Annotated in this window: 19 protein-coding genes; 14 read left to right on the top strand and 5 right to left on the bottom strand. The window is 38.7% G+C overall.

Annotation, left to right across the window (positions count from 1 at the left end; translation table 11 throughout):
* Positions 1 to 46: 46 nt before the first annotated feature.
* The 3 genes from aspT to J582_RS19520 all read right to left on the bottom strand — a co-directional run bounded on the left by aspT (position 47) and on the right by J582_RS19520 (position 3,060).
* Complete coding sequence (gene aspT / locus J582_RS19510) at positions 47 to 1,732, bottom strand: aspartate-alanine antiporter (protein WP_031983599.1); 1,686 nt, start codon at positions 1,730 to 1,732, stop codon at positions 47 to 49.
* Positions 1,733 to 2,341: 609 nt separating this feature from the next.
* Positions 2,342 to 2,752: a tautomerase family protein gene (locus J582_RS19515; RefSeq protein WP_031983278.1), complete on the bottom strand. Its 411-nt coding sequence runs from the start codon at positions 2,750 to 2,752 to the stop codon at positions 2,342 to 2,344.
* A complete protein-coding gene (locus tag J582_RS19520; protein WP_022575452.1) occupies positions 2,743 to 3,060 on the bottom strand; it encodes a carboxymuconolactone decarboxylase family protein in 318 nt (105 codons plus the stop codon). The genes J582_RS19515 and J582_RS19520 overlap by 10 nt, the downstream gene beginning before the upstream one ends.
* Before the next feature lie 92 nt (positions 3,061 to 3,152).
* On the opposite strand from J582_RS19520, the gene J582_RS19525 reads away from it, so the two are divergent.
* The 5 genes from J582_RS19525 (at position 3,153) to J582_RS19545 (ending at position 7,945) form a co-directional block, all read left to right on the top strand.
* The gene (locus J582_RS19525) at positions 3,153 to 4,037 is read left to right on the top strand and encodes a LysR substrate-binding domain-containing protein (protein ID WP_031983276.1); all 885 of its coding nucleotides are present in this window, start codon (positions 3,153 to 3,155) and stop codon (positions 4,035 to 4,037) included.
* 121 nt (positions 4,038 to 4,158) lie between these two features.
* Complete coding sequence (locus J582_RS19530) at positions 4,159 to 4,767, top strand: paraquat-inducible protein A (RefSeq protein WP_002049163.1); 609 nt, start codon at positions 4,159 to 4,161, stop codon at positions 4,765 to 4,767.
* Positions 4,764 to 5,573 (top strand): paraquat-inducible protein A, encoded by an 810-nt coding sequence (locus tag J582_RS19535; RefSeq protein ID WP_031983275.1) that lies wholly within the window; start codon positions 4,764 to 4,766, stop codon positions 5,571 to 5,573. Before J582_RS19530 ends, J582_RS19535 begins: the two co-directional genes overlap by 4 nt.
* A 7-nt stretch (positions 5,574 to 5,580) precedes the next feature.
* Positions 5,581 to 7,248: an intermembrane transport protein PqiB gene (locus J582_RS19540; RefSeq protein ID WP_002049115.1), complete on the top strand. Its 1,668-nt coding sequence runs from the start codon at positions 5,581 to 5,583 to the stop codon at positions 7,246 to 7,248.
* Positions 7,238 to 7,945, top strand: a complete 708-nt coding sequence (locus J582_RS19545; RefSeq protein WP_031983274.1) for a PqiC family protein — start codon at positions 7,238 to 7,240, stop codon at positions 7,943 to 7,945. Before J582_RS19540 ends, J582_RS19545 begins: the two co-directional genes overlap by 11 nt.
* A gap of 56 nt (positions 7,946 to 8,001) precedes the next feature.
* Here J582_RS19545 and uraH read toward each other — a convergent pair whose 3' ends face one another.
* Positions 8,002 to 8,403 carry a hydroxyisourate hydrolase gene (gene uraH / locus J582_RS19550; protein WP_004707998.1) on the bottom strand — a complete coding sequence of 134 codons (402 nt, stop codon included), beginning with the start codon at positions 8,401 to 8,403 and terminating at the stop codon, positions 8,002 to 8,004.
* Positions 8,404 to 8,416: 13 nt separating this feature from the next.
* Complete coding sequence (locus J582_RS19555) at positions 8,417 to 8,905, bottom strand: GlcG/HbpS family heme-binding protein (protein ID WP_004708000.1); 489 nt, start codon at positions 8,903 to 8,905, stop codon at positions 8,417 to 8,419.
* 104 nt (positions 8,906 to 9,009) lie between these two features.
* On the opposite strand from J582_RS19555, the gene J582_RS19560 reads away from it, so the two are divergent.
* The 9 genes from J582_RS19560 to J582_RS19600 all read left to right on the top strand — a co-directional run.
* Positions 9,010 to 9,681, top strand: a complete 672-nt coding sequence (locus J582_RS19560; protein WP_001221367.1) for a heavy metal response regulator transcription factor — start codon at positions 9,010 to 9,012, stop codon at positions 9,679 to 9,681.
* Positions 9,678 to 11,069, top strand: coding sequence for a heavy metal sensor histidine kinase (locus J582_RS19565; protein ID WP_031983273.1), 1,392 nt, complete (start codon positions 9,678 to 9,680; stop codon positions 11,067 to 11,069). Before J582_RS19560 ends, J582_RS19565 begins: the two co-directional genes overlap by 4 nt.
* 107 nt (positions 11,070 to 11,176) lie before the next feature.
* Positions 11,177 to 11,743, top strand: a complete 567-nt coding sequence (locus tag J582_RS19570; RefSeq protein ID WP_031983272.1) for a lipocalin family protein — start codon at positions 11,177 to 11,179, stop codon at positions 11,741 to 11,743.
* 117 nt (positions 11,744 to 11,860) lie between these two features.
* Entirely contained in the window at positions 11,861 to 12,832 is a 972-nt protein-coding gene (locus J582_RS19575; RefSeq protein WP_031983270.1) for an acyl-CoA desaturase, read from the top strand.
* A complete protein-coding gene (locus tag J582_RS19580) occupies positions 12,829 to 14,091 on the top strand; it encodes an NAD(P)/FAD-dependent oxidoreductase (RefSeq protein WP_031983269.1) in 1,263 nt (420 codons plus the stop codon). Before J582_RS19575 ends, J582_RS19580 begins: the two co-directional genes overlap by 4 nt.
* Before the next feature lie 22 nt (positions 14,092 to 14,113).
* Positions 14,114 to 14,905 (top strand): DUF1365 domain-containing protein, encoded by a 792-nt coding sequence (locus J582_RS19585; protein ID WP_031983268.1) that lies wholly within the window; start codon positions 14,114 to 14,116, stop codon positions 14,903 to 14,905.
* On the top strand, positions 14,902 to 16,101 hold the full coding sequence (locus tag J582_RS19590) for an SAM-dependent methyltransferase (RefSeq protein WP_031983267.1): 1,200 nt from the start codon (positions 14,902 to 14,904) through the stop codon (positions 16,099 to 16,101). The genes J582_RS19585 and J582_RS19590 overlap by 4 nt, the downstream gene beginning before the upstream one ends.
* Positions 16,102 to 16,130: 29 nt before the next feature.
* A complete protein-coding gene (locus tag J582_RS19595; protein WP_031983266.1) occupies positions 16,131 to 16,910 on the top strand; it encodes a DUF1295 domain-containing protein in 780 nt (259 codons plus the stop codon).
* An 8-nt stretch (positions 16,911 to 16,918) separates the two neighbouring features.
* Positions 16,919 to 17,487, top strand: a 569-nt coding sequence (locus J582_RS19600; protein WP_032048435.1) for an SAM-dependent methyltransferase, incomplete at its 3' end; no start/stop codon positions are given.

Consider the following 17,487-nt stretch of genomic DNA (forward strand, 5'->3'; position numbering starts at 1 on the left):
CTTAATTATAGTGAGATGAATAAAATTTCTAATTCAATGTATAAAATCAGGCCAAGCCTACGATCAGTGGTCCGAGTAAGGTTAAGAACACATTTGCTAGGGCATAGGTAATTGCAAATGGAACGGTCGGAATCGAGTTTCCTGCTTTGTCTAAAATTGCACCAAATGCAGGGTTTGCACTGCGTGAACCAGATAGCGCACCAGCCATCACTGCAACGTTGCTGTAACGCAGAACATAACGAGCAAACAGCATGGAAAGTAAGAGAGGAACTAGGGTTACCACCACGCCAATCATAAAGAGTGAAAGACCACTTTCTTTAATGGTTTGAATGGCCTGTAAACCTGATTGTAAGCCGACCGCTGCAACAAAGCCTGCCAACCCCAAGTCTTTAAGAAGCTGTGAAGCCGCTAACGGCATATTGCCATGCACCTGATTTCTGCTTCGGATCCAACCAAAGAGAAGACCCGAGAGTAACGCGCCACCACCAGCACCAAGCGTTAATGGCACATCTCCTAAACGAATCACAAAAAGACCGATCGCTAAACCGACCACAAGGCCTGCACCATGAAAAATCCAGTCTGTTTTTAAGCTTTCAGGCAAGGCTTTGCCTGCTTCTTTCACCAAACGGTCGAGGTCGCTTTTTGTACCATATACGGTAACTACATCGCCTTGTTTTAAAACGGTGTCGTCACTTAACGGTTGAGATTCATCATTACGCTTAATTGCAAGTACATAAATACCGTGTTTTAAATACGCAGGAGTATTGGCTTTAATATCTCCCAAGGTACGGTTAATGTATTTGGAATTTCGTAGGATGACATCACTGGTATCCATAATCATTTCCATACCTTGCGATGACTGTAATTCGGGTCCGATTTGGTCAGCCACCGAAACTACACTGGCGCGGCGACCGACCAGTAAGACGACATCGTCAGTTTGTAAAGTCAGTTCGGGAGCAACATCAATAAACTGATCTTTACGTTTTAACCGTTCAATCGTAATACTGGCTTGTTTTGCTTCAAGTTCCGCAATAGTGTGTCCGTTGGCTTGTTTGACTTTATAAATACGACCAACAATTTCCGGCATTGCAAGTTCTTGACCCGGCGCGAGTTCAAAAGCACCTTTGAGTCGTTCACTTTGAGCTTTCAAAGCATCGTCGTGAATTTCTTTACCCATAAATTTAGGCAAGATATTCACACAAACAATAATCGCGCCCAATGAACCAAAAATGTAAGTCACGGCATAGCCAATCGCGACATTTGCTTGAAGTCTTTGAATTTCAGCTAGAGGCAAATCGAGTCTCGAAATGGCATCTCCGGCAGTACCAATAATGGCAGATTGAGTCATACCACCAGCGGCGAGTCCGGCAGCCAAACCTTTATCCAGATGGAAAATTTTGGCCATGACTAAAACGGTGACTAAACCACACACTGCCATAAATACAGCTAAAAGAATTTCTTTTATGGACTGTGGTCCGAGTGATTTAAAAAACTGGGGGCCACTTTCAAACCCTACGGCGTAAATGAAGAGAGCAAACAAAATTGCTTTAACGCCGTTATCGACCGGTACGCCAATAAGACTTAAAACGACCGCTACAAGTAAGGAGCCTGCGACTCCGCCAAACTGAAATTTTCCGAACTGGAACTGTCCGATCCAGAAACCTATTGCGAGTGATAAGAACAATAATATTTCGGGGCTGTGTTTTAAAACACCTTGTAACCATTCAATCATTTTGATCTCACTTTTATTATTAGATCTATCTTTAATATATAAATTTATTTATTTTTCATTTTTAAAATACAATATGAAAATTACTTAAGCAAACCTTCAATTTTATTGCTTTTCTTAAGTTTAATTATAAAAATTAATGAGTTTAAATTGCTTCCAATTCAAGGTGTTCCGGTAATTCTGAGTAATTAAATTGGTTTTTATTTTTTTAATGTAAGGTAAAATTTACTTACAATAATATAAAGAATATTTTGTGAAAAAATATCGCGTTTATTCTGTATTTATTAGAAGTGATTTTTATTAAGATATTGATATTTAGTGTATTTTATTATTTTTTTGTTAAAGGTGGGGTTCTTTTTTTATAAATTAAAAAACAATCTACTTAAAATTAAATTTCTGTTAAATATGTCACATAAATTAAAATTTAATATATTTAAAGTACATTTAAATTAATCTTTATAATAAGAGTTATTTTAAAGAAAATGTAATTTTAGGATTTTTTATTTGAGATAGATTTATATAAAAATATAAAGCTTCAATATAAAGAAGCTTTATATTTGAGAAAATTTAGCTTATTAAAAATAGTAAGTTGGAGTGATTTAATTGAGACGATTAACTGACTGATGTTAAGGTTTTTAAGTAAAGATCAGCTCGCTGTGCATGACCAAAGCACCAATCTTCTGGGCTATTTTGTACAATCACAAACATAACATCCTGCTCTGGAATCTTAAATTTTTGATGGAGCTGTGCTGTTACATGCTGCATTAAATCTGATTTTTGCTGAGCTGTTCTGGCTTTACCAGAAGTGATGTATAGCAGCATAAATTTTTCAGTGCGGGAAGATTCCACCCAGTAATTAGGATCAACATATATATTGCCTTGAGCTAAGTGTTCAAAGAAATGAAAGCAATCATTTGGGGGAGTATCAAAATAACTTTCCATACAAGTTTGCACAATTTTCGAAATTTGAGCTTTCTCAAGATCTGTATATGCATAACTAGTCGTAAAACGAATCATGGGCATGACCATATCTCCTCTGGCATATGTTCAAGTGCGGAAATGGCAGTAGGTAAGCCTGCATAAAAAGCAATATGCGTAATGGCTTCAATAATTTGCTCTTTGGTGATGCCTTGAGTTAAGGCATTTTTGACATGCCATTCGAGCTGTGAATAACGCCCTTGTAAAACAAGTGTAGTGATTGTAATAAAACAACGTGTTTGAGTATCAAGCACAGGCCTTTGCCAAATATCTGCAAATAAGTAGTCTTTGCCGAACTCATACAGCTTGGGCGAAATACTTTCTAAGTTATGAATATCAATTTTTCTGAACATTTTAGGACTCAACACTTATGCTGTTGTCGCTAATATGGCAGTTTGTTATAGTTTAAAAAATCAAAACTTTTCTAACCAATGATTCGGTTTTTATGAATGATTATGCCAAACTTCCAACCAATCTTGATTTAGACGCCTTACGTGCGTTCGTTAAAGGAATTGAGCTTGGAAGTTATCAGCTAGCAGCACAACACTTATGCCGTTCACCGGCCGCAATTAGCGCGCAATTAAAAAAATTAGAGCAACAAACAGGCTGCCAGCTTCTTAGAAAGCAGGGGCGTTTATTAGAATTAACCCCTAGTGGTGAATTGTTATTGAGCCATGCTAAAAACATGTTGGCGATTAATGATACGGTGCTTTTAAAACTACATCGGACTCAGGCCAGTGGCGTCATTCGTTTTGGTCTACAAGAAGATTTTGCTGAGGGAACCTTACAACAACTCATCGCTCAGTTTATGTTGCAGCATCCTAATGTACAGTTTCAGATTCAGGTCGACCGAAATCAGAATTTGATAGAGAAAGTACAAAAGCAAGAACTAGATTTGGCGCTTATTTGGCAGCAACCCCCCGTAATTGAAAACTTTTATGAACTCAAAAGTGTCGAGACAAAATGGTTGTTTTGCGCCCATGCGCATATTCAGCAAATTATTGAAGATAAAGCTTCTATTCCACTCGTGGTATTGCAGCAACCTTGTATGTTAAGACATATGGCGATTGAGGCACTTGAACAGGCGGGGCTGGCTTGGCATATTGCTTATGAGTGTAACTCTGTTCAAGCATTATGGCCTGCTGTACGGGCAGGTATTGGCATAAGCTTGAGATCATGTTTTCAGATTCCTTCAGACATTCATCGCATACAAAGTGATGTATTGCCGGAACTTAAGCCTTTAAATTTTGGTCTCTATTTCAACTCCACCACACAATCTGTACATATTATTCAGCAGTTTCAACAATATATTGAACAGCACCTACGGTAATTTTTATTCTAAAATTTCCATTGTCTGATATAGCTTTTAGATTGATTAATATTTTAATTTATCTTAGTAATAAACAGAGCTTTATGTGACACAGTAAAACGATAAACCTTAGAGTATAACTATGAAGCTTAAAGAATTAGCAGGTTGTGAGGAGTGCGATACCGTCTATCGTAGAGTCCCGCTTGCTTACGGAAAAAGAGCTTATTGTGTCTGCTGTGGTGCGGAACTTTATCGGCATACCAAACCGTTTACCACGTTGTTAGCTTTAATTTTAACGGCCTTAATTGTATTTGTTATTGCCAATAGCTTTCCGATTGTAAAAATTGAGTTGCAAGGCAATATATCCGAAACCACTTTACTCGGTGCCGTATGGGTGATGTTTCATTATGATCGGGCCTTCGTTGGTGTCCTCATTTTAATCACTACGTTTATAGTGCCGCTTTCATATTTGTTATTAATGGCTTATGTCCTTGGTACGGTGAGTGTATTTAAAAGACGCCCCAAGTTTTTAGTCGGTGCCTTACGTACACTTTATTTTATGAGAGTGTGGGGAATGGTTGAGGTGTTCCTGATTGGAATTTTGGTCACTCTCGTAAAGTTAATGGGTATGGTGCTGGTTATTCCCGAAATTGCCTTGTGGGCATTTGCGGTCTTAAGCCTATTAATGGTTTATATTACATCCATAAAAGTCAGTGACATATGGAACGAAATTGATAGGTCACAATTATGAAAACAATAAAAAATGTGACTACAGTGAAAACCGAAAATACCGATACGGTTCTAAAGCAATATCCAAGAGCCAAAGATCTTTCACTTATATTGTGTCACTGCTGCGGGTTATTAAACTCATCAAAAGTAGATAAAGCAGTCGCTGGTAAAAAACATCAAGTTTTACGCTGTGTGAGATGCCACAGTGTGCTGCACCAACGTAAACCGGGAAGTTTAAACCGTACCTTTGCTTTAGTGGTTGCTGCAACTATTCTTTATATACCGGCAAATGTGCTGCCCATGACGGTGACTGACTCTCTTTTAGGAAGTCAGCAAGATACCATTATGAGTGGCGTGATTTACTTTTGGCAAAATGGAGACTATTTGGTGTCGGTGGTCATTTTTATGGCCAGTATTTTTATTCCGATGCTTAAGCTATTTATTTTGTATTTCCTGTTATTGGTTGTATATATACAGTCATCGGCAGCTTGGAAATTTGCGCCTGAGCAATGTATTAAACTTTATCGAATTGTAGAATTTGTCGGGCGTTGGTCTATGATTGACGTGTTTGTGGTCGCTTTATTGACTGCTCTCATTCAAATTCAATCGCTTGCCACTATTTTAGCAGGGCCGGGTTCTATCGCCTTTGGTGCAGTTGTGGTTTTGACCATGTTTGCATCTTTAAGTTTTGACCCACGTATTATTTGGGATAATTTTTATTCATCTCAAAATACGAATAAACCCAATCAGTTTTCCTCGGAAAAAGCCACAATTATTCAGGCAGAGCACTCGTCCTTGAATAATGATTCCATTAATCCCAGTCAATAAAAGAAAAATGAGTATGTCTGAAAACAAAACAACCAGCGGTACCTCAGATCATCATGAGACAGATGTTGAACTGGAAAACATGAATGATTTACCAGAACCTCAAGAAAAGAAAAATCGGTGGAAACCTTTACTTATCTGGATTGTCCCACTGGTTGCACTTTTAATTGCACTTTCACTCGCGGTGAAAGCGTTACTGTCGAATGGGCCAACGATTGAAGTGTCTTTTCGTACAGCCGAGGGTTTAGTCGCAGGTAAAACAACAGTTCGCTATAAGCAAGTGGATATTGGGGTGGTACGGCAGATTGCTCTTGCAGAAGATCGTTCGCGCGTTATTGCACGTATTGATTTACGTAAAGATGCAAGCAACTTTGCTGCCCAAGATTCACGGTTTTGGGTGGTGCGGCCACGCATTGGGACGAGCGGAGTTTCAGGCATAGATACCTTATTGTCGGGTTCATATATTGAAGTGGATGGCGGGAAATCGCCCGAGAAAAAACTTGAATTTACGGGGTTAGAAATACCACCCGTTATTACCTCAGATGTACCGGGCAAAGTATTTTTCCTAAAAGCCGATGATTTAGGGTCTTTAGATATCGGTTCACCGATTTATTATCGTCGAATTAACGTAGGGCAAATTACCGCCTATAACTTAGCAGATGACGGTAAAAGCGTAGAGCTTCAGACTTTTATTCGTGCGCCGTATGATAAGTTTGTAACAACAGACGCTCGTTTTTGGCAGGCAAGTGGTATAGACGTCACCTTAAATGCTTCAGGCTTTAATTTAGATACTCAGTCGCTTGCAAGTATTGTCGCTGGTGGTATTGCGTTTGGTTTCCCTGAAAACTCAAATGCAACTGTAGCAGCCAATAAGAGTCACTTTAATCTTTGGGACTCAAAAGCTGAGGCATTAAAAGAACCAGATGGACAACCGCGTGGCGTGATTATGTACTTTGATCATTCATTACGTGGGTTAGCAGTTGGTGCACCAATCGACTTCATGGGTATTGAAATTGGTAGTGTTAAATCAATTAATGCAGAGTTTTATAACAACTATAAACAGATTCGTATGCGTGTTGAGGCGGTAATTTATCCGTCACGCGTTGAAAATGGCTTGGCACTCAATCCAAACAGTGAAATTTTCAAAGATTTTGTTGAGCATGGATGGCGTGCACAAATGAGAACGGGCAACCTCTTAACAGGCCAAAACTATATTGCGTTAGACAAGTTCCCTAAAGCTAAACCGGCAACTTTACAAACGCTAAATGATGGTCGTGTAGTGATTCCAACCACTGCAACAGAGCTAAGTGGTTTGCAGGCGCAGGTTTCTCAAATTGCTGACAAGTTAACCAAATTCCCGTTAGTAGAAATTGGGCAAGATGTTCGTAAAACGCTTAAGAACATGAATACAGCTATTGAGTCTACTGACAAGCTGGTTAAACAGTTAGACGGTAAAGTCGCACCTGGTTTACAGGCAACCTTAGACGATGTTCGTAAAACTGTAAGATCGTCCGAGTCTATCTTGTCGAGTGATGCGCCGTTACAACAAGACGTACGTAAAGCACTGCAACAGATGACTCGTGCGGCTGCTTCTTTACAGCTCATGTCAGATTATATTGAGCAACATCCTGAATCTATTATTCGTGGTAAGAGACCAGAGGCCAACGATGAAAAATAAAAAGAACCAATCATTTCAACACTCTCAGGTAGCCAAATGGCTGCTTGGGAGTGGGGTACTTTTAACAGCGGTTGCTATGGCAGCCTGTTCTAGTTCGCCAACGCCAAATTACTATACGATTAGCCCTAAAGTAACTCCGGCAGTCAACTCAAGTATTCGAGTTATTGAAGTTCTACCGGTTGGTCTTCCAGACCGTTTAGATCGTGCGCCTTTGGTGCTACAGGACAGTAATGGCAAGTCAACTGTACTGGATAATGAGCGTTGGACTTCGACCATGAGTACGCAATTACGTGATACCTTGTCGGCGGGTTTACAGCAAAAATTAGGCGCTATTGATAGCTATAGTAGTGGGCTTGCTGGAAATAATCAGCCTTTATACCGAGTTTCTACAGACTTTTCTCATTTCGATATTGTAGATAACAGCAATATCAATGTTGCAGTGTCTTGGGTGGTGAAGCGTCAAATACCGCCTACTCAATTAGAATCATCTAATCCAAAAGTCATCACAAATGCGGGTTCGCAGCTCAATTGTCGAATTGCTTTTAAACAGCCGATTGATCAAAAAGCTAAAAAACTTGAAGCAATTGTTAGTGCTTCAAGTGAGGCAATGAGCCAGATTATTAATACGGTTTCTTCTTCCATCTTGGCGCTAGATTCAAATAAAAAAGTAGTCGTCAACAATGGTATTTGTTCGTAGCAAGATGTTTTAACAAAACCCTTTATCTGCCTAAAACAGATAAAGGGTTTTTTATTTTAGTTGCCTCTATAGGTTGAGTAACCGTAAGGGCTGAGCAGTAACGGAATATGGTAGTGATTTACACTGCCGTCCACTTTAAAAATCACGGGTACTTCGCTAAAGAACGTTTGCTGTTTGTTCTTTTTAAACCATTCTTCTGTTTTAAACGTAACTTTATAAACACCTTGTTCTAGTTTTTTATTTTCCGGATAGAGCGCAGTAATACGACCATTTGAGTCTGTCACTTGTTGGTTGAGTTTCACCCACTGGTTATTGGTGTTCTTCTCCAAAACCACTTCAACCTGAGAAGAGGGTAAACCTGTCTCTAGGTTTAATACATGCACGCTAAGCGGATTGGTTTGTGCAAATGTAGCTGAGGCTATAAATAAAGAAGATAAAGCAATAAATGATTTATTCATGTGATGTAGCTCCTTATGAGTTAAAAACGGTTTCAATGGCTTTGCTTGCACACTGATTGTCATTTTGCGCGCCGCCAGCACCCGCAACCCCAATTGCGCCGATCACTTGGTTCTCAAAACGGACAGGTACGCCACCGCCTAACAAAAGTAAATTTGCTACGGTAGTTAAATTTTTTGCATCGGGGTTTTGGTTACTGTTTTGGCTTAAAACTAAGGTCGATGTTTTGGTCGATAATGCGGTATACGCTTTTTTCTCGGCAGCCATTAAATTATGCGGGCCTACCAACTCATGCCGCTCGGCAGTTAAAGTATTACCGCCACGATCTACGACAACGACCGCAATATTTTGATTTAGTTGTTTACATGCCTGTTTAGCACTGTCGGCTAGCAGATGGGCGGTTTTAAGATCTAACGAATAAACTTGATTCAAAGCAGGGGGCTGTGCAAAAGTACTATTTGCAAATAGCACTGTTGTGAGTAGCAGCCAGTTTATTTTGTTCATAATGATTGCCTCTATGTCGCTTTGAAAATCTTAAACAAATTGCCTAATTTCAAGCATGACAATCACATTACAAAGTTGTCATTTTTCTAATGAGTCTCTACAAAATGCGTATCCTTATTATTGAAGACGAGATCAAAATCGCCACTTATTTGGTCAAAGGGTTAAAAGAATCCGGATACCAAGCCGAGTGCGTACATTTAGGGCTTCAAGGTTTGGAAATGCTAAAAAGAGATCAATATGACTTGCTTATTCTTGACGTGATGTTGCCGGACATAGAGGGTTGGAGCGTACTACAGGTACTACGCCAGTTTTCAAAAATTCCGGTGATTTTCTTAACAGCAAAAGATCAGGTCATGGATAGAGTGAAAGGGTTAGAGTTAGGTGCAGACGATTACTTGGCTAAACCCTTTTCCTATATTGAACTCTTGGCACGCATTAAAAGTTTGTTAAGACGACAGCAGTATTTGCAAGAAAATGAGTTGTCTATAAGTGATCTAAAAATGGATTTGGTGGGGCATAAAGTATGGCGTAATGGCAACTTAATCGAACTGAGTAAAACCGAATTTAACTTATTACGTTATTTATTGGTCAATAAAGAACAAATCGTGACGCGTAGACAAATCGGTTCTGAGGTCTGGAATATTAACTTTGACACTGATACTAACTTTATTGACGTTGCAGTACGCCGTTTAAGAAGCAAAATTGATGAAGGATATGAACCAAAACTTATCCATACCATCCGTGGCTTGGGCTATAAAATTTCGGTTAGCTTATGAACTTTAAATTTCTGCGTTCGCTTGAAGTCCGTATTACCATACTGGTCACGCTTTGTTCGGCTCTCATTTTATGTTCAGTCGGCTTTATGACCTATTTAGGCATTAACCAAATTTTATTAAAGCAGCAAGATAAAGCTTTAGTAGACCGAATTAATCGTTTGGAAATTTTGCTACAAGACAGTGAAAATGTTGAGCAAATTATTGCGCGTCCTAAGCTGTATCAAAACATGCTTGGCAACCAAGACAACTTATTTTTACTCATTCATAAAGACAAAGCTTTAATTAATATCAATCCACTCCATATTCAGCTACCTCAGCTTGCAGAGCGAACAAATCTTCAATTTCAGGACTTGGCTAACAACTCATATCCAACGCGAATTGCATGGAAAACCATCACTATTAATCAGGAACCTTATCTGCTTATTGCGGGTAAACAGTGGTCTGAGCGCATCAATATTCTTTTACCATTTCAAAAGAATCTTTTGATGTATGTGGTAGGAGGAATTCTTGCAATTTTTGCTCTTTGTATTTTGATATGCCATTTAGGGTTGCGTTCGCTACAACGGCTTCGCAAGCAAACTCACTCAATTAACGTAAATCAGCTACAAAAACGCTTAGACCTACCAAATTCACCTTTAGAAGTTGAGCTGCTTTCTAAAGATATAAACCATATGCTTGAACGTATTGAAAAGGGCTATACGCAGCTCAATCGTTTTTCTGAAGATATCGCACATGAGTTCCGTACGCCGTTAAATAACTTGATAGGACAAACCGAGATTGCTTTAACAGATGAGCGTTCAGTAGAGCAATATCAAGATTTGTTGGTGTCTCATTTAGAGGATTATCACAGATTAAAACGCATGATTGATAGCATGTTGTTCTTGGCAAGAGCTGATCAAAAAATGGTGCTTGTTAACAAACAGCAAATCAATATTCAGGACGTTTTAGATGGGCTATGCCAGATTTTTGAATATCAATTTGAGGAACAAGACTGCCACATTAGTTTTAATCTAGAAGTTCCAATGTTATTTGCAGATCCAGAGTTATTTCAACGAGCGGTTTACAACCTTGTTTTAAATGCGCTGGTTCATGGGGGCTATAACAGAACTATCTTGGTTACAAGTAAATATAAAACACTTGATCACAAGAATATGGTGAGCCTAAGTGTGATAACCAGTGGTATTTCAATTGCTGAACATCAACTTGAACATCTTTTTGAACGATTCTACCAATGTCATTCAAGCCGAACTGATGAGAGTCAGACAGGAGGCTTAGGTCTATCTATTGTGGCTTCTATTATGGATTTACATCATGGCTCATACCGTGCTTATAACACGGCTGTAGGAGTATGTTTTGAGCTTGATTTTCCAATTGCAGATACTCCATAGAAATACAATTAACTACCTATAAATGTTGCTTAATTTTAAATTTCACACTTTGTTCACAACCCTCTGAAGTATGTTTAAACACATGAAATAAATATAGGAGGATCATGATGAAATTATTATTTAAATCAATTGTGATGAGTAGCAGTCTGGCCGCGGTTAGTCTATTGGCCCCTTTAAGTACCTATGCAGAAACTACCACTAAACCCGTAGCTGTTGACGCTATCGATATTAATAAATATGTAGGTAAGTGGTATGAGATTGCGCATTTACCTATGTTTTTTCAGCGTAATTGTATAGCCAATACAACAGCAACCTATTCGATTAACGCAGATAAAACCGTGGGCGTTTTAAATAGTTGTACGAATAAAAAAGGCGAAGTGATTTCATCTGAAGGTGTGGCTTATCCGCAAAATGAAGGTAATAGTAAACTAGAGGTAAGCTTCTTACCTTCCGGTTTAAGATGGATTCCTTTTACCAAAGGTGACTATTGGGTGCTTAGAGTTGACCCATATTATCAAGTCGCTTTGGTGGGTGGGCCAAGTACAGAATATTTATGGATTCTTTCTCGTAGCCCTCAAATTGATCAAGCAACATATAACTCTTATTTGCAAACGGCAAAACATTATGGCTATGATGTTTCCAAACTCATTAAAACAACACAAACAAATTATTGAAATCGCTGATTATGTTGGCTTTTAAATTTGGCTCATAAATCTGTGAACTTCACATAAAATTCATTGCGCATTTTCTAAATTAGAACCAAAAGAAATGCTTTAGATCAGGAAGAATCAATGTCTAAATTTTTTCTACGCTGGATCGATAGCTGGTCAGATTCAGAAAATGCGCAAATGGATGCTTCTAGCGAATATGTCATTGAAAAGAAAATTCAATGGTTAAGAATCATACCTTTTATTCTATTACACATCGCTTGTTTAGCTGCTTTTTGGGTAGGGGTGTCTTGGTTTGCTGTGATTTTCATGCTTGGCTTTTACCTAATACGCATGTTTGCAATTACCGCTTTTTTTCACCGTTATCTTTCCCATAAAACCTTTCAAACCTCCCGTATTGTCCAATTTATTTTTATCTTGATTGGAACCATGAGTGCACAGCGCGGACCGTTATGGTGGGCAGCACACCACCGTTATCACCATCATTTTACTGACACCGAACAAGATCCGCATTCAGCGAAAGCAGGTTTTTGGTATTCGCATGTAGGCTGGTTTTTAAACGAACAGAATTTTGCCACTCGAAAAAAAGTCATTAAAGACTGGTTGAAGTATCCGGAACTGATTTGGCTTGACCGATTTAGCTTACCTGTTGTGATTTTGACGGCTTTGGCAATTTACGGTTTAGGTTCATGGCTGGCGCAGCGTTTTCCTGCGTTGGGTACCAATGGCTTACAGCTTTTGGTATGGGGTTTTGTGATTTCTACTGTGCTGTTAACACATGCGACTTTATGTATTAATTCACTTGCGCATCGTTATGGTTCACGAGAGTTTAATACGGATGATGATAGCCGTAATAACTTTTTCCTCTCTTTAATTACTTTAGGTGAAGGATGGCACAACAACCATCACTTTTACGCGGGTAGTGTGCGTCAAGGTTTTTATTGGTGGCAGATCGATATTACCTTTTATGTGTTAAAAGTCATGTCTTTATTTGGTTTGGTATGGGGATTAAAGCCAGTACCAGAGAAGGTTTATCAATATAAAAAAACTAAAAATCTACCGATAGAAAAAATTGAAAATGGGGAAGTACTATGAAGATTGCCATTATTGGTTCAGGTATATCGGGGCTTTATGCGGCTTGGAAATTGTCAAAACAACATCAGGTTACGATATATGAAAAAAATAACTATTTTGGCGGTCATACAGATACGCATGAGCTTGATATAGACGGTACTAAGATAGCGGTAGATAGCGGTTTTATTGTGTTTAATGACTATAACTACCCGTTATTTACTGACATGCTTAAAAATTTGGGAGTTGAAACCCAATATAGTGATATGAGTTTTTCGGTAAATAATTTGGTGAGTGGGCTTCAATATAATCCTTCAAAAAAATGGTCGCTCTTTGCTCGTCCGCAAAACTTTTTAAATCGTAAATTTCTACAAATGCTCTCAGACTTGCTGCGTTTTTACGATGATAATAAAGATATAGATGTGGCGGATATTGATCCAAATTTATCGATTGAAGACTATTTAGATCAACATAAATATAGTGCCGAGTTCCGTTATGAGCATCTTTATCCGATGTGCGGTGCATTATGGTCGGCACCTGTTGAGCAGGTAGGCCAAATTCCATATCGATTTGTGGTAAGTTTTTTTCAGCATCATCGTATGTTGCAGCTAAAAGAGCGGCCACAATGGCAAACGGTTAAACACGGTTCGGCAAGTTATATTCGTGCTATTCAAAAGAGTTGCCCATCGCTAGAATGGAAGTTTGCAGAAGTAAAAGGTGTGAGCCGTTCCCCTGAAACCGTGTGGATCGAAACTTCAGAAGGGCAAGCACAATATGACTGGGTGATTTTTGCAAGTCATGCTGATGATAGTCTAGGTTTAATAAAAGATGCTTCATCGCTTGAACAAGAGATATTAAGTCAGTTTGATTATCAAGATAATCATATGGTGGTGCACCGCGATCTTTCAATTATGCCTAAAAGCCGTTTGCAGTGGGCAAGCTGGCATGTACATGTAACTCCTACATCGCAAGTTCAAAACAATGAGTCTGCCATACATTATGGTTTTACCTATTGGATGAACAATTTACAAAACTTACCCTGCAAAACTCAGATTTTCTGTACTTTAAATCCCAATATGCAAATTAAAGCCGAAGATATTTTGGTTGAACGTCATTATCGACATCCGGTATTTGATGCAAACGAGATTCAAGCTCAATCTCGTTGGCAAGAAATTAGTGGACGAAATCGTACTTCATTTTGTGGAGCATATTGGGGATGGGGCTTTCATGAAGATGGCGCTCGCAGTGCAGCACGTGTTGTTGAGCAACTCTTAGCGTTATAAAAATAAAACGGGAGCTTATCAAATGTTATTAAATAAAATGGCTATCGCTCCCGCACTTATTCGTCACAGACGTTATAGTCCCAAAACTCACCAATTTACATCGACCTTAAATTATTTATGGTTTGACCCAGATCAATTAAATGAAATTACACAAGATTGTTTATTTTGGTCGACTGATCATTGGAATGTATTAAAACTATCCGAAAGTGATTTTTTAAATATGTATAGCGGTTCGGTAAGGGATCGAGTAGGAAAAGCGCTACTGCAAAATAACAACTTATATATGGGTTCAGATTGGCAAATTAGAGTATTGGCTTTGCCTCGTTGTTTGGGTTTTCGCTTTAATTCAGTCGTATTTTATTTTGTTTTAAGTCAAACAGGCCAACCGCTATTTATTCTTAGCGAAATTACCAATACCCCGTGGAATGAGCGAAAAGTCTATACACACGACTGTATAAAACAACAAGGTCAGGTGGGTGATTATCAGAGTTTCGATTTTAACTTTGAAAAATCATTTCATGTTTCGCCGTTCATGCCTATGCAGTTGACTTACCGTTGGCGGTTTAGTTTTTCAGACTTACAAAATGTTATTCATATGCAGCTCTTTGAAGAGAAAAAACAAGTCTTTGATGCCACTATGCGCTTTGAACTTGTGCCCATCACATTTCCTTCACAGCAATATCGATATGCTCTTATCAACAGCCTAGCACCTTTTAAAATGTTGTTTTCAATATATTTAGAGGCATTTAAGTTGTGGCGAAAAAAAGTTCCATTTTATCGTCATCCTAAAAAGATCAAGGTAGATAAGACATGATAAAAACATTTCTTTATGGTGAAGATGACTCACTACCGTTATTGCTCAAGAGTCTTCTCAAACTACGTCATGGACAGATCACTTTTCAGGGCGCGTGGAATGGGACGGTCGGTGAAGTTTCAGACTTACATGCTGTGATTGAAGTCCACAATCCTTTATTGATGGATCTCATTTTAAAAAATGGTGTTTTGGGAGCAGCAGAAGGCTACATCCGTGGTGACTGGAGCAGCGAGCACCTTGTCGAGTTGATTCAGATCTTGGCACGTAATCGAGCTGTATTGGACCAAATCAACCAGAATGTTATTGCTCAAGCGAGCCAGTTTTTTCTTAAAGCTTGGTATCAAAACCGGAAGAATTCTATAAGTGGTAGCCGTAAAAATATCGCCGAGCACTACGACTTAAGCAACGACTTTTTTAAATTATTTTTAGATCCGTCTTTAATGTATTCGAGCGCCGTTTTTGAAAATGAAAACATGACTCTCGAAGAAGCATCTGATTTAAAAAAAGAGATCATTTGTAAAAAGTTAGATTTAAAACCACTAGATCATTTGGTTGAAATTGGAAGTGGGTGGGGTGGTTTTGCAATTTATGCAGCTCAACATTATGGCTGTAGAGTAACCACAATTACCATTTCACAAGCTCAATATGATGAAGCCGTTACTCGTGTAAATGAAGCTGGCTTGGCACATCGAATTGATGTGCAACTTAAAGACTACCGTTTGCTCGAAGGTAAGTTCGATAAGCTGGTTTCAATTGAGATGGTTGAGGCGGTTGGTGCGCAATATTTATCGACATACTTTGATCAATGTAAAGCACTCTTAAAACCGAAAGGTTTGGCATTTATTCAAGCCATTACCATTGAAGATTTCCGATATAAAAAAGCACTAAATACAGTTGATTATATTAAGCGCTATATTTTTCCTGGTAGCTTTATCCCTAGCATAAGTGTATTGACTCAAACCGCCTCTGAGAGTGGTTTAAGGTTGAAGCATTTAAATGATATTGGTTTAAGTTATGCGCACACACTTCATCACTGGCGAGCACGTTTTTTAGCAGCGCGGGAACAAGTATTGGCTTTAGGTTTCGATGAAAACTTCATTCGGATGTGGGATTTCTATTTATGTTATTGCGAAGGCGGTTTTAAAGAAGGCGTGATAAGCAATGTTCACTTGTTGTTTGAAAGTACCAGTTACTAGCTCAAACAGCTCAAGTAAGGAGACTGCTGATGTTTTTGAATTTACTGATTCTAGATTTAATGATCATGTTGCTGAGCTGGCTACTTGCCACTCTAAATGGCCGAGCTGGAATTGTAGATGCTGCATGGAGTTTCTGTCTGGCAGTGAACATTATTGTTTCTTCTTTACTCATTTCAGTTGCCCCAGTTGAAGTGCGCCTTTTTATTGGTATTTTTAGCGGCTTATGGTTTTTAAGATTATTTTGGCACCTGTTAAGACGTTATCAATCTGAACAAAAAGAAGATGGCCGTTACGCGAGCATGCGTAAAGCGATGGGTAAGTTTCAGCATATTGGCTTTTTATTCTTTTTTATCTTTCAAACACTTTTAGTGCTTTTGTTCTTTTTGCCGATGTGGATGCTCCTCAATGTAGAGGCAACTGAATGGAGTAGTGGATATAAAGTCGCTTTAGTAATTGCTGCTGTCATCATGGCAATTGCTTTCATTGGAGAGCAGCTCGCTGATCAGCAGTTATACCGATTTAAATTAAATCCAGATCATCATGGCAAAACGATGGATCAGGGTTTATGGCGTTATTCACGTCACCCCAATTATTTTTTTGAATGGTTACACTGGTTTGCCTATCCAATTATTGGTTTAGCGGCAGGCCAATACGTATTGTGGATTTATCCGTTACTCATGTGGCTATTTTTATATTACGTCACGGGTATTCCATTTAGTGAAAAACAGGCAATTAAAAGTCGCGGTCAAAATTATCTTGATTATCAACAAAAAACGTCAATGTTTATACCGCGGAAACCAAAAAAATAGGTGCGCATATGGATTTTATCGTTCATCAGTCTTTGAAAATTGTTGAAAGTGGTGTGATTCCAGACCATGCAATTCGGGCTGCAATTCGAGCTTTAAGCAAAAAGCGTTTAATTCAGGAAGGCCGTTATGACCCTGAACAAGGGGCACAGCGCTATATGGATGTGCTTAATATGCTGAAAAAGAGCGAAATCGCCGTTGAAACTGATAAGGCAAACGAGCAGCACTATGAGTTACCAACCGAGTTTTTTCAGGCGGTGCTTGGAAAAAGACTGAAATATAGTGCATGTTACTTTCCCACCAAAACAACAACTTTAGATCAGGCAGAAGAGCTTGCACTTCAGCTTTATTGTGAAAGAGCACAACTTAAAAATGGTCAACAGATTTTAGAGTTAGGTTGCGGTTGGGGTTCTTTAACTTTGTGGATGGCAGAAAACTATCCACGATCACAGATTACGGCTGTTTCAAATTCTGCAACCCAGAAAAAGCATATTCTCGGGCAAGCAAAGTTAAGAGGTTTAAGCAATATTGAAGTACTGACCTGTGATGTGAATGTTCTCGAATTAGACCAAGCCCGATT

This window comes from Acinetobacter sp. 1566109, from assembly GCF_000582255.1.
Taxonomy (GTDB): domain Bacteria; phylum Pseudomonadota; class Gammaproteobacteria; order Pseudomonadales; family Moraxellaceae; genus Acinetobacter; species Acinetobacter nosocomialis.